The organism is Bradyrhizobium sp. LVM 105, assembly GCF_003957705.1.
GTDB lineage: Bacteria > Pseudomonadota > Alphaproteobacteria > Rhizobiales > Xanthobacteraceae > Bradyrhizobium > Bradyrhizobium frederickii.
Map to the genome: position 1 here is coordinate 1 of NZ_QZMV01000013.1, position 13,562 is coordinate 13,562.

Sequence of the window (13,562 nt, forward strand, 5' to 3'; positions counted from 1 at the left end):
CGCTGCCGCGTCCACCGCAAGCCCGGCTCGCGAAATTGACGACCGCAAGATCGCCCCTCCTGGATGAGCCGGGATGGGCGACACATACGCCAAAACCGAATTTCGGTAAAGTGGAATATTTTCAGGTGAAGGGATTGACAGAGACCGACACAGGGAAACTCCATCACCGTCACCCTGAGGTGCTCGCCTCTTCGGCGAGCCTCGAAGGGCGACGGCCCGGCTGCATCGGGGCCGTTCATCCTTCGAGGCTCCCCATGCGCCGCGCTGCGTCGCATGTCTCGCGCCTCAGGATGACGGAACTGGCGAGGGTCGCTTTCATTGTTCGACGAAGCAAGGTGGCCAGGACGAGCCTCACCCCTTTCGCAACACCGGCGCGCCATCCGCCATTGTCGTCACGCCCTTCCGCTCGACGATCATCCCATAGGCATGCGGCTGGCGGTGGACGTCGAAATTGAAGGTGGTGCGCTTGTAGGAATTGCAGAGGTCGAGATCGCAGCGGGCGAGCGCCAGCTCGTCGCCCTTGGTCGTGCATCGCGCGATGATCTCGCCCGAGGGCGCGATGATGCAGCTGCCGCCGATGTGGTCGACGCCCTCCTCGACGCCGGCCTTGGCGACGCCGACCACGAAGGTGCCGTTCTGATAGGCGCCGGACTGCATGACGAGATGATTGTGAAACAGCGAGAGATCGTCATGCTCGGGCGCGGGCGGATTGTGCACCGGCGTGTTGTAGCCGATCATCACCATCTCGACGCCCTGCAGGCCCATCACACGATAGGTCTCGCTCCAGCGGCGGTCGTTGCAGATCGCCATGCCCATCACGCCGCCGAAGGCGCTGGCGACGCCGAAGCCGCGGCCCGGCTCGAAATAGCGCTTCTCCAGATGCTGAAATTTCCGCCACGGCTCGTGCTCGGCATGACCGGGCAGATGGACCTTGCGGTATTTCGAGACGATCGTGCCGCTCTTGTCGACGAGAATGGACGTGTTGTAGCGCCGGACAAGTCCGGCCTCGACCGTCAGCTCGGCATAGCCGAGGGTGAAGCCGATGTTGAACTCGCGGGCGAGATCGAACAGGCCTCGCGTCTCCGGACCCGGCATCTCGCGCTCGAAGAAACTGTCGATCTCGGCCTGATCCTCGAAATACCAGCGCGGGAAGAACGTCGTCAGCGCGAGCTCGGGATAGACGATCAGGTCGCAGCCGCAAGCCTTCGCCTCGCGCATCAAGGCCATCAGCCGGGCCACAACCTGGGTCCTGCTCTCGGTCCGGGCGATCGGGCCAAGCTGGCCGGCCGCAACATTCACAAATCTCGCCACGCGTCATTCCTTCGTTGTCCGGAGTGCCTCGAGCCCGAGCCTATCGAGCGGCGCGCCGCGCGCACAGGTCGGCTCGCCCGATCGTCGTGACGGGACACAATCAAATTCCGTGCCTGCGGGTATCATCGTGCGGACCCGCCCGGTCATTCCCGAAGATCCGGGAACTAGTTGCGGATATGCAACGGTTCCCCGCGATCTGAAGCCGGACAAAACAAACTCCCATTCCGGCCACGAACCGCTCTCACAAGACCGTGAGACGATCAGGGGAACGACGATGCGTGCACAACGCGTTTGGAAAGTGAATGGAGATGCCAGCATCGGGCGCCTCCAATCGAGATTGGACGAACTGAACAAGCGCCTGGGTCAGCTTGAAAGCCAGCATCCGGACAGCTGGAAGATCGAAGAGCTGAAAGCGAGCGCGCTCAGCCTGTCGCGCGAGATCGACGACATCCGCTGCGCCGAGGCGACGGCGGCCTTGAGCGAGCTGCTGCGGAAGTAATCGGGCCTTTCGCGATTCGCGTCCCTCGCAAGGGAACCAAGCTCCACCGCCGCCATTTCCCTGAGAGCATGGAGCACGATCACGGCCAGGCACCCGACGCGGGCCGATCTCGCACGCGGGGGGGCCGGCGCGGTATCCACGCTGGTCCTGTGCGCGACGGCGGCGCTCGCCCCCGCACGCCACTTTGCACCGTGAGTTGCACCATGAGGTCTTAGCCCCGCGAGGGATTTCGCATGACGACCGAGCCCGAGGAGCAGGTGCGGCTGCAAGGCTTTGGCGAGATGACGTTGCGCACGGCGGTCGCGACGCTGATGCAGCTCGCACCGCGCGAGCGCGCGGAGGCCGCGATCTTCCGCGTCCGCGACGGCGTGCGACTGGCGGAAAGCGAAGTCGCCGAGCTCGCCTCAAACTGGGGCATCGAACCGGCGCCGAAGGTGCGGTCGCCGCGACTGGTCCCCGAGCAGCACTGGCCCGACATGGTCCGCGGCATGGTGCGCGAGGCGCCGCTGCCGGCGCTGATGGTGGCGTTTCTGGTGGGGGTGCTGGTGGCGAGAAGGTAGCGATTGCCCCAGAGGCCGTCACGAAAAGTGCGGGCTCAGCTTGAGACGTTGACCATGGATTATTTGTAGATACAGAATCATCCATGAAGATGAACCGAACCGCCGCTAAGAAGCGCTACACCGCGAGCGATATGCGCGCGGTGAGCAATAATCCGGAGTGGACCGAGAGTGAGGTGGCGAAGGCCAAACCGTTCGACGAAGTCTTCCCTGGGATGCGCAGGGGCCGTGGCCCCAACAAGGCACCGACAAAAAAGCTGGTGTCGCTGCGATTGAGCCCCGTCGTGCTGGAGCATTTCAAGGCTTCCGGGCGCGGATGGCAGAGCCGGATTGACGAGACGCTGCTTAAGGTCGTCAAGAAGGCGCAGAAGTCGATCTAGCGCCCAAGACTAGGGCGTTACTAATCTTGGCACTCAAGCGTCGGCACAAGCGCGCTGACGATAAGAACTCATCAATGGCAAAAGCGACGATTGCTGATCTGGAGGGCGGCGCAGCATTGTGCGCCTGGTTCGAAGGCGTTCCCTCGTTTCACGATGCAACGTTGTTGCAGCTGGAGCTTCGCCAGGGCGCGTCAAGCCGGCTTGTCGCCCGCGCATTCCAGATGACGTCAGAGGTCGACGCACGCGGCCATTTCGTGCTGACCAAGCATGTCGACGTCACATTCACCATCTTCGAGTTGATCGACGTCCAGCTGTCAGACTTCACGGAAGCCGGGATCATGTTCGGGCTCGACATCGAGATCGATCCCGACGGCATGACACTAAGCTTCGAGTCCAGCTATGGCGTGCACGGCCGGATCAAGGCCAAGCGGGTCGTGGTCTCGTTTGAGCCCCGGCCGGCCGGGGCATCCTGAACCTTACAAGCCATGCCACGCGCTCACGCCCCCCTGCCCGGCCAAATCGGCCGTGGACCCGATCCCGAAATCGTTGCAGAAAGGCGTTCCGAGGCGCTGGCGGCCGGTCTGCCAAGCCTCTGGAGAACGTCGACTTTTGGAAGAATGGTCGGAGTGGCAGGATTCGAACCTGCGACCCCTGCGTCCCGAACGCAGTGCTCTACCGGGCTGAGCCACACTCCGACAAGAAGGCGGCTTATAGCGTCGGGTTTGACGCACCGCAAGCGGCCGAGATGAGGAATTTTGTCCCTGTGAAAACGGGCCTTGAAACGCTGATTTTACCGGCCGGCGCGGCCGGCGCGGAGGCTGCCGCTCGGGCCTTGGCCGCCGGCGGGCTGGTCGCGTTTCCGACCGAGACGGTCTACGGGCTCGGAGCGGACGCCGCCAACGCCACCGCGATCGCCCACCTCTACGCCGCCAAGGGGCGGCCGGCGTTCAATCCGCTGATCGCGCATCTCGCCGATATCCCGGCTGCGCGGCGGATCGGGCGGTTCGACGCGCGCGCGTTGAAGCTGGCGGAGGCGTTCTGGCCGGGGCCGCTGACGCTGGTGGTGCCGAAGATCGAGGGCTGCCCGGTGGCGGATCTCGCCACCGCCGGCCTCGACACCGTCGCGATTCGCATTCCCGCCCACCCCGTCGCGCAGGCGATCCTGCGCGCCTTCGGCGGAGCCGTGGTGGCGCCGTCCGCCAACATCTCCGGCCATGTCTCGCCGACGCTGGCTGCCCATGTCGAGAGCGACCTGGCGGGGCGGATCGACCTGATCATCGACGGCGGGCCTGTGTCGGTCGGCGTCGAATCGACCATCGTCGGCTGCTTCGAGACGGCGATGCTGCTGCGGCCCGGCGGATTGTCGCGCGAGCGGATCGAGGCGGTGCTCGGGGCACCGCTGGCGCGCCCGCCGCTGGACGCCGAAAGCGACGACAGCCAGCCGCTGGCGCCGGGCATGCTGGCCTCGCATTACGCGCCGCGCGCTCCTGTGCGGCTCGATGCGCGCGAGGTGACACCGGGCGAGGCGCTGCTGGCGTTCGGCTCCGCGCGCCTGCCTGGCGTCGATACCGCGTCGGCCGTCATGAATTTGTCGCCCACGGCTGATCTCGATGAAGCCGCCGCCAATCTGTTCGGCTATCTTCGCAGCCTGGATGCGAAGAGCCCGCGGGCGATTGCGGTGATGGCAATTCCCGAGCAAGACCTTGGCGAGGCGATCAACGATCGGCTGCGCCGGGCTGCCGTGGCGCGATAAGAAGCTTGAGAAGAGACACGAGAATGAACGTCAATACACCCGCCGTCCCTCCGCTTGCGCCCGAGCTGATCGAGCAATTCCGCAGGATCGTCGGCGAGCGTCACGCCATCACCGATGCGAACGACATCGCGCCTTACGTCACCGAGGAGCGAAACCTGTTCCACGGCCGCTCGCCGCTGGTGCTGCGCCCGGGCTCGACGGCCGAGGTCTCTGAAATCTGCAAGCTCGCCTCCGCGCACAGAATCGCGCTGGTGCCACAGGGCGGCAATACCGGCCTCGTCGGCGGCCAGACGCCGCACAATGGCGAGGTCGTGGTGTCGCTGCGGCGGCTCGACAAGATCCGCGAGGTCGACACCGCTTCCAACACCATGACGGTCGAAGCCGGCGTGGTGCTGCAGGTCGCGCAAGCCAAGGCCGCCGAGGTGGACCGGCTGTTTCCGCTGTCGCTGGGCGCCGAAGGCAGCTGCACCATCGGCGGCAATCTCTCCACCAATGCCGGCGGCACCGCCGCGCTCGCCTATGGCGTCGCGCGCGAGATGGCGCTGGGACTCGAGGTGGTGCTCGCCGACGGGCGCGTGCTCAATGTGCTGTCGAAGCTGAAGAAGGACAACACCGGCTACAATCTGCACAATCTCTTCATCGGCGCCGAAGGCACGCTCGGCATCATCACGGCGGCGACCTTAAAACTGTTTCCGAAGCCGCGGGCGGTCGAGACCGCCTATGTCGGCCTGAAATCGCCGGACGCGGCCTTGAAGCTGCTGACGATCGCGCAGAGCGAAGCCGCCAACGCGCTGACGAGCTTCGAGCTGCTGTCGCAGATGGCGGTGGACTTCTCGGTCCGCCACGGCATCGACGTGCGCGATCCGCTCGCAGAAAAACATCCCTGGTACGTGCTGATGGAATTGTCCGCAGCCAGCGACGACGCCCGCACGCCGCTGGAGACGATCCTCGGCCGTGCCATGGAGGAGGAGATCGTCGACGACGCCGTGATCGCGTCGAGCCTTGCCCAGCGCAACAATTTCTGGAAGCTGCGCGAGGAGATGTCGGCGGCGCAGAAGCCGGAGGGCGGCTCGATCAAGCACGACATCTCCGTTCCCGTCGCCGCCGTGCCCGCCTTCATCGCCGAGGCCGACGCCGCGGTGGTGAAGCTGATCCCGGGCGCGCGGCCGGTGCCGTTCGGCCATCTCGGCGACGGCAATCTGCACTACAATGTCAGCCAGCCGATCGGCGCCAACACGGCTGATTACCTCGCGCGCTGGCATGAGGTGAACGCGGTGGTGTTCGAGATCGTGCTGCGCATGGGCGGCTCGATCTCCGCTGAGCACGGCATCGGCGTGCTCAAGCGCGACGAGCTGCCCGACGTCAAGGACAAGACCGCGATCGAGCTGATGCGCGCGATCAAGGCGATGCTCGACCCGCTCGGCATCATGAACCCGGGGAAGGTGCTGTGAGCGCGCTTGCGATCGACACCATCACCGATGCCGATGTCGAGCCGGTCGTCGCACTGTGGCAGCGCTGCGGCCTGACGCGGCCCTGGAACGATCCCCATGCCGACATCGCCTTAGCGCGGCGGCGCGACAATTCCACCGTGCTGATCGGCCGCGACAACGGCGCGATCACAGCAACAATCATGGTCGGCCATGACGGCCATCGCGGCTGGGTCTATTACGTCGCGGTCGATCCCGACTGCCAGAAGCGCGGCTTCGGCCGCCTCATCATGGCCGCGGCCGAGGACTGGCTGCGCGCGGCCGGAATCCCGAAGCTACAGCTCCTGGTCCGGCGCGAGAATGCCGAGGCCCATGCGTTCTACGGCTCGCTCGGCTTCGAGCTATCGACCTCCGTGATGTTCCAGAAGTGGCTCGACGGCCGCGCCACGACGCCAAGCAACTGAGATCCCGCAATGACCATTTCCGACCGCGTCCGCATCAAGGACGTCCGCGTGCTCTCGGACGGCTGGACCACGCTGAAGACCACGACGTTCGAGTACCGGCGCGCCAGCGGCGAATGGCAGACGCAGCATCGCGAGACCTATGAGCGCGACAACGCCGCCGCCGTGCTGCCGTATAATCGCGCACGGCGGACGGTGATCCTGGTGAAGCAATTCCGCCTGCCGGCCTTCATCCGCGGCTACGACGACCTCCTGATCGAGGCGGCCGCCGGCGTCTTGGACAATGCCGAGCCCGAGCAGCGGATCCGCGCCGAGGCCGAGGAGGAAACCGGCTATCGCCTGCACCACGTCCACAAGGTGTTCGAGGCCTACATGAGCCCGGGCGCCATCACCGAGAAGCTGCATTTCTTCGTCGCCGAGTACGAGCCTGAGATGCGGGTCAGCGACGGCGGCGGCCTCGCGCACGAGGGCGAGGACATCGAGGTGCTGGAGCTTTCCATCGACGAGGCCCTGGCGATGATCGCCGACGGCCGCATCATCGACGCCAAGGCGATCATGCTGCTGCAATACGCGGCGCTGCATGTGTTCAGGTAGGTGATTTCTTCGCCTCTCCCCGCGTGCGGGGAGAGGCCGGAATTTGCAAAGCAAATTCCGGGTGAGGGGGAGCCTCCGCGAGTCTCACTGTCAGCGCCCTCGCCGAGACCCCCCTCACCCCAACCCTCTCCCCGCAAGCGGGGCGAGGGAGCGCACCCGTCGCGCGGCGAGCCATCGTGCGCTGCAATCCTGTCCTGCGCCGCTCTGCCCCCCGTTGAGCAACCCCGAAACTATCTCTAGTCTGGCCCGAACCAAGAACCAGGAGACGCGCCCATGTCCGCTCCGCGCGACGACGAATTCGGCTTTGCGCCCGACTATGATTCTCCCGTCCCCTACATGCAGCGCACGCGGGATTATTACGCGGCGATCGGCTACACCACACCGTATCGCTGGGCACACTACACCTCAGCGCCGTTCCGGCCGCTGAATAAGCCGCTGGCAAAGTCGCGCGTCACCATCATCACGACCGCCGCACCCTACGATCCCGCCAAGGGCGACCAGGGGCCGGGCGCGGCGTATAACGGCAGCGCGAAGTTTTACCAGGTCTATGACGGCGACACGTCGAAACAGCACGATTTGCGCATCTCGCACATCGGCTACGACCGCAAGCACACCTCGGCGACCGATAGCGGCACCTGGTTTCCGCTGCCGCAGCTGTTGAAGGCGTCCGCCGCCGGCCGGATCGGCGAAGTGAGCCAGCGCTTCTTCGGCGCGCCGACCAATCGCAGCCACCGCGTCACGCTCGACACCGACGCGCCGGAGATCCTGGAGCGCTGCCTCACTGATGCGGTCGACGCCGCGGTGCTGGTGCCGAACTGCCCGGTCTGCCACCAGACCACGGCGCTGGTGGCGCGGCATCTCGAAGCAGGCGGCATTCCGACCGTGATCATGGGCTGCGCCAAGGACATCATCGAGCACGCCGCAGCGCCGCGCTTCCTGTTCTCCGACTTCCCGCTCGGCAATTCCGCCGGCAAGCCGCACGACGTCGCCTCGCAGGCGCAGACGCTGGAGCTGGCGCTCAAGCTGCTGGAGAGCGCGAGCGGCCCGCAGACGACGATGCAGTCGCCGCTGCGCTGGAGCGAGGATGCATCCTGGAAGCTCGACTACAACAACGTCGCGCAACTTTCGCCGGAGGAGCTGGCGCGCCGCCGCGCCGAATTCGACAAGCAGAAGGAGATCGCGCGCGGCAACCGCGCCGCCTGACGTCCTCCGATAACCAAGACAAAAAGGGAGAGCGACGTGACGCGACCGTTCGAGGGCGTGAAGATCCTGGACTTCACGCAAGTGCTGGCCGGCCCCTATGCCAGCTACCAGCTCGCGCTGCTCGGCGCCGACGTCATCAAGGTCGAGCGGCGCGAGGGCGAGGACATGCGCCGCACGCCGCTCTCGCGGGAATGGGCCGACCGCGGGCTGGCGCCGGCGTTCCAGGCCGTCAACGGCAACAAGCGCAGCCTGACGCTCGATCTGCAGAAGCCGGAGGCGATCGCGATCGTGAAGAAGCTCGCAAGCCGCGTCGACGTCGTCATGGAGAATTTCCGCCCGGGCGTGATGGACAAGCTCGGCATCGGATATGAAGCGCTCTCGGCGATCAACCCCAAGCTGATCTATTGCGCGGTGTCGGGTTTCGGCCAGACCGGCCCGGATCGCCTGCGGCCCGGCTATGACGGCAAGATGCAGGCGCTCTCGGGCATCATGGCGATATCAGGCCATCCCGAGACCGGACCGACGCGCGCCGGCTTTGCGGTCTGCGATGTGCTGTCGGGCGCCACCGCAGCGTTCGGCGTGTCGAGCGCGCTGTATCAGCGCGACCGCACCGGCGTGGGCCAGTTGATCGACGTCTCCATGCTGGAGGCGACGCTGGCGTTTCTGTCGGGCCAGATCGCGGACTGGTCGGTCGCCGGCCATCGCCAGACGTTGTCCGGCAACCAGGCGGTGAGCCGCAGGACCACGGCAAACCTGTTCAAATGCGGCGACGGCCACATCCTGCTCGCGGTCAACAACGAGAAGCAGTACCGCGCGCTGATGGCTGCGCTCGGCCGCGAGGACACGCTCACCGATCCGCGCTTTGCCGACTGGTTTTCGCGCAACGAGAACGAACCTGCGCTGCGCGCCATCATCGAGGCGGCGCTGGCGGCACGGCCGGCGCGCGAATGGGAGACCATTCTGGAAGACGCCGGCGCGCCTTGCGCCAGTATCTGGAAGGTCGAGGAAGTCATCGACCATCCGCAAATCAAGGCGCGCGGCGCGATCCAGGAGCTGGACACGCCCTACGGCAGGCTGCGCTTTGCCGGCAGCGGCTTCAAGCTCGCCCATGGCGGCGGCAAACTCGATCGGATGGCCCCGGAGCTGGGCGCGGATACGGACGCGGTGCTGGGCGAGTTCGGATTCGGTGCGGCGGAGATCGCGGCGTTGAGGGCGAAGGAGGTCGTTTAAAACTCCGCTGCCGTAGGGTGGGCAAAGCGAAGCGTGCCCACCATCGCGCGTTGGAGAGAAAGTTCGTGGGCACGGCGCGTTGCGCCTTTGCCTACCCTACGGCACCGCGGCTTAGAACAACGAGCCCTGCCCGTCATCGGCAGGCCCGGCTGTGGCCTTCCGCCCTGCCTTCTTCGGCTTCGGCGCCTCCGCCTCCATCTCCTCCGCGCTGATCGGCAACAAGAGCTGCTCATCGTCATTGGCGACGCGGTTGACGCGGGTGGAGACCGGGTGCCAGGCGAATTCGCCGCTGCGCGGGGCGGTCATCAGCGGCAGGATCGCGTCGACCTCGTTGCCGCTGACGTCGAGCCAGCGCTCGAAATCGCGCTCGCTGATGGTGACGGGCACGCGGTCATGCAGCGCGGCGAGATCCTCGCCTGCCGCGGCCGTGACGATCGCGACGGTGTCGAGCTCCTCGCCGTTCGGCCCGGCCCAGGTCTCGAACAAAGCGGCGAAACCAAGCGGCGCGCCGTCGGCGCGGTGGATGAAGAAGGGCTGCTTGCGGCCGCCCTCCGTCTTCCACTCATAATAGCCGTCGGACGGGATCAGACCGCGCCGGCGGCGAATCGCATTCTTGAAGGCCGGCTTCTCCAGCACGGTTTCGGAGCGTGCGTTGATCAGCAGCGTAAAGCCGCGGGGATCCTTGACCCAGGTGGGCAACAGACCCCAGCGCATCAAGCGGAAATGCCGCGCGCCGTTCTCGATCAGAACGACCGGAATCGGTTGTGTCGGCGCCACGTTGTACCGGGGCGGGAAATTCGGCTGCTCGACATAGCCGAACAATTGCCGCAAGGCCGCGGGGGCCGAAGTTATGACGAAGCGTCCACACATCCCAGGCTGTCTATATAGGGTCCGTTCAGGTCCTTTTAACCCCGAACGTTAACACTGCGGCGGATGAGCTCAACGGCCTCCCAACCCGCGCGGACGCATGTACAGACGGGCCCCGAGGCCGCCGCCTGGGCCGAGCGGCTGCGCGTGGCCAATATCAACCCGCGGACCGGGCTTGCCACCGACTATCTCAACCATTTCAATGAAGCGGTGATGCTGCTGGAAATGGTTCCGGACATGCCCGAATGCGCGGACGATTTCTTGACCTGGACGCCGCTGTCCTATGCCGAGCATTTCACGGCCTCCAACTTCAAGGCGCGCGACCTCGCCATCGAGGCCTATGAGAAGGCCGATCCCAACGTGCGCGCCCAGTTCGACCACATCACCGATACCATGACCTCGATCCTGACCGCGGTCGGCTCGGCCATGCGCGAGGTCGAAAAAGATACGACCCGAATCCGCCTCGCTGAGCAGGCCGCGCTCTGGGTCAAGCCGCTGATCGCGGCCTGCGGCGGCATCATCCATGGCGGCGCCGAGGCCGACGTCGACACCATCATGGCGAACTGAGCCAGATGCTTTAAGAACAAGGTCCTTTCCCAACAGGTCCTTCAGAAAATGGCTTCGCCCGTTCAGCCCGCCCACCCCCAGCTCGCCGTCAGTGCCGCGATCTTCCGCGACGGCAAGGTGCTGCTGACCCGCCGCGCCCGTTCGCCAGCGAAGGGGTTCTATTCGCTGCCCGGTGGCCGGGTCGAGTTCGGCGAATCGCTGCACCAGGCCCTGAGCCGCGAGGTTGACGAGGAAACCGGGCTCCGAATCGAGATCGTCGGCCTTGCCGGCTGGCGCGAGGTGCTGCCCGCCGCGCCCGGCGCCGGCCATTACCTCATCATGTCCTTTGCGGCCCGCTGGGTGGCCAGGGAGCCTGTCCTGAACGACGAGCTCGACGATCACCGCTGGATCGCCCCGGACGCCCTGGCGAGCCTGGACCGCCTCAAGCTGACCGGGGGGCTGGACGAGGTGATCCAGTCCGCCGCGCGGCTGATCGGGGCCTGACCTAGCGGCGAGCTCGCTGCAACCTCTCCCGCTTGCGGGAGAGGTCGCGCCGGAGGCGCGGGTGAGGGCTTCCTCGTCTAGGGGAATTGTCCCGTTGTGGAGACAACCCTCTCCCCAACCCTCCCCCGCAGGCGGGGGAGGGAGCGCACTGCCGATGCAGCAGCTACCGTACCTTGCTTCTCCAGATGGGAGGGGGCATACACCCCGCCGATGTCCACGCGATTTCTGGCCATTTCTGTCCTGATTCTCGCCTGCGCCTGCGGCCCCACGCGGGCTCAGGACGTGGCGGCGCCGTTCGACGCCGATTTGCAGCGGCTGGCCGAGATCCTCGGCGGCCTGCACTATCTGCGCGGCATCTGCGGGTCCAACGAGGGCAACAAATGGCGCAACGAGATGCAGGCGCTGATCGATGCCGAAACCCCTTCGGGAGAACGCCGCACCCGCATGATCGCCGGCTTCAACCGCGGCTATAACGGCTTTCAGCAGACCTACCGCAGCTGCACGCCGGCCGCGACGGTGGCGATCCGCCGCTACATCGAGGAAGGCTCGAAGATCTCGCGGGATCTGACGGCGCGCTACGCGAACTGATTCTCTCTCTCCGTCATTCCGGGGCGCGACGAAGTCGCGAGCCCGGAATCCATTCATCCATCATCTCTGTGGCGCGATGGATTCCGGGCTCGCGCTGCGCGCGCCCCGGAATGACGAGACAGGATCGGCGAGGCGGGAACGCTGTCATCGACTTTGTTCACAGCCGTTAACCGTTCTTAAAGATGTGGCCTAGCGGTCGTTAACGACCGTGCTAAACCTCTCGCACAGCGCATCGCCGTGGATCGCGCCCCAGCCCTGATCGAGTTTCATGAGCCAGCCGATTTCCTACGCCCCCGCCCGCGCACCGCTGCCCGATCACGAGCAGAAGCAGGCCGCACTGAGCTATCTCAACGAGGCCTGGGCCGAGGCGCGCCATGACGGCGTCGACGGCGACTGCCTGGCACAGGCGAGCCTGTTTGCAGCCTTTGCCGAGCTGGTCGGCACCTATGGCGAGGACGCGGTCGCCAAGTTCGTCGAGGGCTTTCCGGGCCGCATCCGCAACGGCGAGTTTTCGGTCGACATCTGCAGGCAGTAGGTCCTGCCGAAAATGACCCCGCCACGCGGGCGGGGCCAGTCAACGGATGAATGACTTGGCGAACAGCTTCGCGAAGTCTGCAGGCATTGTCGCACGGAAGCCGTTTCCCCCCGACAAGCATTAGTCTCGCAATGGCCGGGAGATGTTCCTGCCGGAGTCGGGAATGCGCTCCCTCCGTCGAAATCGCCGCTCCCGAGTTTTCTCGTCTCGGGCGAGTTAATCCGTCTCGATCGGCAGCGCCGGTTCCCGCGCCCATTCGCCCATCGAGGCGTCGTACAGCGTCAGTCTGTCGTAGCCGAGCCGCGTCAGCAGGAACAGGCCGATCGTCGCCGAGATGCCGCCGCCGCAATAGACAATCACCTTCTTGTCGGGCGTGACGCCCGCAGCAGTGAATTTGGCTTCGGCATCGGCAAGCGTCGTCAAGGTCTTGTCGGCATTGACGAGCGTCGCAGCGGATACGTTGACGCTGCCGGGAACACGGCCAGGCCGGCCGTAGCGGCTCGGCTCGAGGCCGCGATGAAACTGCGGCCCGAGCGCGTTGACGATCACCGTCGAGGGATCGCCGATCCGCGCCTTCACCACTTCCTTGTCGACGAAGAAGCCGGCGCGCGGCGCGGCCTTGAAGGTCGTCGCGGGATAGCCTTTCGGTGCGCCCGTCTCGATCGGCCGTCCCTCTTCCTTCCATTTGTCGAAGCCGCCGTCGAGCACCAGCGCATCGACGCCGAGCGAGCGCAGCATCCACCAGAACCGCGTCGCCCACATCATGGTGCCGATGCTGTAGAGCACGACGGTCTTGTCCGCATCGAGGCCGTGGCGGCCGAAGGCGGCCTCCAGCTGGGCCACACCAGGCATCATGAAGAAGTGTTGCGACGAGGTGTCGGAGAACTCGCCCTGCAGGTCGAGGAAATCGGCCCCCGGAATGTGCCCGGCCGCGAAGGTCTTGTCGCCGGGCACCGCGCGGTAAGGCACGTCGCTGCCGGCGGGCACAGGTTCGTTGTAGGTCGTGCAGTCGTAGAGGCGGAGATTGGGATCGCCGAGGATGGCGGCGAGCTGCGCGGTGGTGATGAGGGCGGCTGGCTGGGACATCGGACTGCTCTCTGTCGAGGG

General features: G+C 65.8%; 17 protein-coding genes and 1 tRNA gene. 14 read left to right on the forward strand and 4 right to left on the reverse strand.

From position 1 onward, the window contains the following. Positions 1-351: 351 nt before the first annotated feature. Complete coding sequence (locus tag D6B98_RS28615; protein WP_126260387.1) at positions 352-1,311, reverse strand: N-carbamoyl-D-amino-acid hydrolase; 960 nt, start codon at positions 1,309-1,311, stop codon at positions 352-354. A 274-nt stretch (positions 1,312-1,585) separates the two neighbouring features. Here D6B98_RS28615 and D6B98_RS28620 point away from each other — a divergent pair, with 274 nt between their 5' ends. The 4 genes from D6B98_RS28620 to D6B98_RS28635 all read left to right on the forward strand — a co-directional run bounded on the left by D6B98_RS28620 (position 1,586) and on the right by D6B98_RS28635 (position 3,220). Next, positions 1,586-1,810 (forward strand): hypothetical protein, encoded by a 225-nt coding sequence (locus tag D6B98_RS28620; RefSeq protein WP_126260388.1) that lies wholly within the window; start codon positions 1,586-1,588, stop codon positions 1,808-1,810. A 233-nt stretch (positions 1,811-2,043) separates the two neighbouring features. Beyond that, positions 2,044-2,370 carry a hypothetical protein gene (locus tag D6B98_RS28625; RefSeq protein WP_126260389.1) on the forward strand — a complete coding sequence of 109 codons (327 nt, stop codon included), beginning with the start codon at positions 2,044-2,046 and terminating at the stop codon, positions 2,368-2,370. An 89-nt stretch (positions 2,371-2,459) separates the two neighbouring features. Continuing rightward, a complete protein-coding gene (locus D6B98_RS28630) occupies positions 2,460-2,747 on the forward strand; it encodes a BrnA antitoxin family protein (protein ID WP_126260390.1) in 288 nt (95 codons plus the stop codon). A gap of 74 nt (positions 2,748-2,821) precedes the next feature. Beyond that, positions 2,822-3,220 (forward strand): hypothetical protein, encoded by a 399-nt coding sequence (locus D6B98_RS28635; protein ID WP_126260391.1) that lies wholly within the window; start codon positions 2,822-2,824, stop codon positions 3,218-3,220. A gap of 145 nt (positions 3,221-3,365) precedes the next feature. Here D6B98_RS28635 and D6B98_RS28640 read toward each other — a convergent pair. Further along, positions 3,366-3,442: transfer RNA gene (locus D6B98_RS28640), tRNA-Pro, on the reverse strand. Between the two features lie 68 nt (positions 3,443-3,510). Between D6B98_RS28640 and D6B98_RS28645 the strand changes: the two genes are divergently transcribed. The 6 genes from D6B98_RS28645 to D6B98_RS28670 all read left to right on the forward strand — a co-directional run bounded on the left by D6B98_RS28645 (position 3,511) and on the right by D6B98_RS28670 (position 9,415). Beyond that, on the forward strand, positions 3,511-4,500 hold the full coding sequence (locus D6B98_RS28645) for an L-threonylcarbamoyladenylate synthase (RefSeq protein WP_164718929.1): 990 nt from the start codon (positions 3,511-3,513) through the stop codon (positions 4,498-4,500). A 23-nt stretch (positions 4,501-4,523) separates the two neighbouring features. After that, complete coding sequence (locus D6B98_RS28650) at positions 4,524-5,951, forward strand: FAD-binding oxidoreductase (RefSeq protein ID WP_126260393.1); 1,428 nt, start codon at positions 4,524-4,526, stop codon at positions 5,949-5,951. Beyond that, complete coding sequence (locus D6B98_RS28655; protein ID WP_126260394.1) at positions 5,948-6,391, forward strand: GNAT family acetyltransferase; 444 nt, start codon at positions 5,948-5,950, stop codon at positions 6,389-6,391. Before D6B98_RS28650 ends, D6B98_RS28655 begins: the two co-directional genes overlap by 4 nt. A gap of 9 nt (positions 6,392-6,400) precedes the next feature. Next, positions 6,401-6,982, forward strand: coding sequence for an NUDIX hydrolase (locus D6B98_RS28660; RefSeq protein WP_126260395.1), 582 nt, complete (start codon positions 6,401-6,403; stop codon positions 6,980-6,982). Between the two features lie 273 nt (positions 6,983-7,255). Beyond that, positions 7,256-8,185: a glycine/sarcosine/betaine reductase selenoprotein B family protein gene (locus D6B98_RS28665; RefSeq protein WP_126260396.1), complete on the forward strand. Its 930-nt coding sequence runs from the start codon at positions 7,256-7,258 to the stop codon at positions 8,183-8,185. A gap of 36 nt (positions 8,186-8,221) precedes the next feature. Beyond that, on the forward strand, positions 8,222-9,415 hold the full coding sequence (locus tag D6B98_RS28670; RefSeq protein ID WP_126260397.1) for a CaiB/BaiF CoA transferase family protein: 1,194 nt from the start codon (positions 8,222-8,224) through the stop codon (positions 9,413-9,415). A 111-nt stretch (positions 9,416-9,526) separates the two neighbouring features. Here D6B98_RS28670 and D6B98_RS28675 read toward each other — a convergent pair whose 3' ends face one another. Then, positions 9,527-10,285: an SOS response-associated peptidase gene (locus tag D6B98_RS28675; RefSeq protein ID WP_126260398.1), complete on the reverse strand. Its 759-nt coding sequence runs from the start codon at positions 10,283-10,285 to the stop codon at positions 9,527-9,529. 63 nt (positions 10,286-10,348) lie between these two features. Here D6B98_RS28675 and D6B98_RS28680 point away from each other — a divergent pair, with 63 nt between their 5' ends. From D6B98_RS28680 to D6B98_RS28700, 4 genes are all read left to right on the forward strand, one after another. Next, positions 10,349-10,849, forward strand: a complete 501-nt coding sequence (locus D6B98_RS28680) for a hypothetical protein (RefSeq protein ID WP_028134936.1) — start codon at positions 10,349-10,351, stop codon at positions 10,847-10,849. Between the two features lie 48 nt (positions 10,850-10,897). After that, on the forward strand, positions 10,898-11,332 hold the full coding sequence (locus tag D6B98_RS28685) for an NUDIX hydrolase (RefSeq protein WP_126260399.1): 435 nt from the start codon (positions 10,898-10,900) through the stop codon (positions 11,330-11,332). Between the two features lie 210 nt (positions 11,333-11,542). Next, positions 11,543-11,920, forward strand: coding sequence for a TIGR02301 family protein (locus D6B98_RS28690; protein ID WP_126260400.1), 378 nt, complete (start codon positions 11,543-11,545; stop codon positions 11,918-11,920). A gap of 268 nt (positions 11,921-12,188) precedes the next feature. Then, entirely contained in the window at positions 12,189-12,455 is a 267-nt protein-coding gene (locus tag D6B98_RS28700; RefSeq protein ID WP_028134933.1) for a hypothetical protein, read from the forward strand. Between the two features lie 216 nt (positions 12,456-12,671). On the opposite strand, the gene D6B98_RS28705 is transcribed toward D6B98_RS28700, so the two are convergent. Then, complete coding sequence (locus D6B98_RS28705) at positions 12,672-13,541, reverse strand: sulfurtransferase (RefSeq protein ID WP_126260401.1); 870 nt, start codon at positions 13,539-13,541, stop codon at positions 12,672-12,674. Positions 13,542-13,562 lie beyond the last annotated feature (21 nt).

What these genes read in the sequence shown, in the direction of transcription:
- D6B98_RS28685 (WP_126260399.1), top strand. Translation starts at nt 10,898, where the DNA reads ATGGCTTCGCCCGTTCAGCCCGCCCACCCCCAGCTCGCCGTCAGTGCC.
- D6B98_RS28700 (WP_028134933.1), top strand. Translation starts at nt 12,189, where the DNA reads ATGAGCCAGCCGATTTCCTACGCCCCCGCCCGCGCACCGCTGCCCGAT.
- D6B98_RS28620 (WP_126260388.1), top strand. Translation starts at nt 1,586, where the DNA reads ATGCGTGCACAACGCGTTTGGAAAGTGAATGGAGATGCCAGCATCGGG.
- D6B98_RS28630 (WP_126260390.1), top strand. Translation starts at nt 2,460, where the DNA reads ATGAACCGAACCGCCGCTAAGAAGCGCTACACCGCGAGCGATATGCGC.
- D6B98_RS28660 (WP_126260395.1), top strand. Translation starts at nt 6,401, where the DNA reads ATGACCATTTCCGACCGCGTCCGCATCAAGGACGTCCGCGTGCTCTCG.
- D6B98_RS28675 (WP_126260398.1), bottom strand. Translation starts at nt 10,285, where the DNA reads ATGTGTGGACGCTTCGTCATAACTTCGGCCCCCGCGGCCTTGCGGCAA.
- D6B98_RS28690 (WP_126260400.1), top strand. Translation starts at nt 11,543, where the DNA reads ATGTCCACGCGATTTCTGGCCATTTCTGTCCTGATTCTCGCCTGCGCC.
- D6B98_RS28635 (WP_126260391.1), top strand. Translation starts at nt 2,822, where the DNA reads ATGGCAAAAGCGACGATTGCTGATCTGGAGGGCGGCGCAGCATTGTGC.
- D6B98_RS28650 (WP_126260393.1), top strand. Translation starts at nt 4,524, where the DNA reads ATGAACGTCAATACACCCGCCGTCCCTCCGCTTGCGCCCGAGCTGATC.
- D6B98_RS28665 (WP_126260396.1), top strand. Translation starts at nt 7,256, where the DNA reads ATGTCCGCTCCGCGCGACGACGAATTCGGCTTTGCGCCCGACTATGAT.
- D6B98_RS28705 (WP_126260401.1), bottom strand. Translation starts at nt 13,541, where the DNA reads ATGTCCCAGCCAGCCGCCCTCATCACCACCGCGCAGCTCGCCGCCATC.
- D6B98_RS28680 (WP_028134936.1), top strand. Translation starts at nt 10,349, where the DNA reads ATGAGCTCAACGGCCTCCCAACCCGCGCGGACGCATGTACAGACGGGC.
- D6B98_RS28625 (WP_126260389.1), top strand. Translation starts at nt 2,044, where the DNA reads ATGACGACCGAGCCCGAGGAGCAGGTGCGGCTGCAAGGCTTTGGCGAG.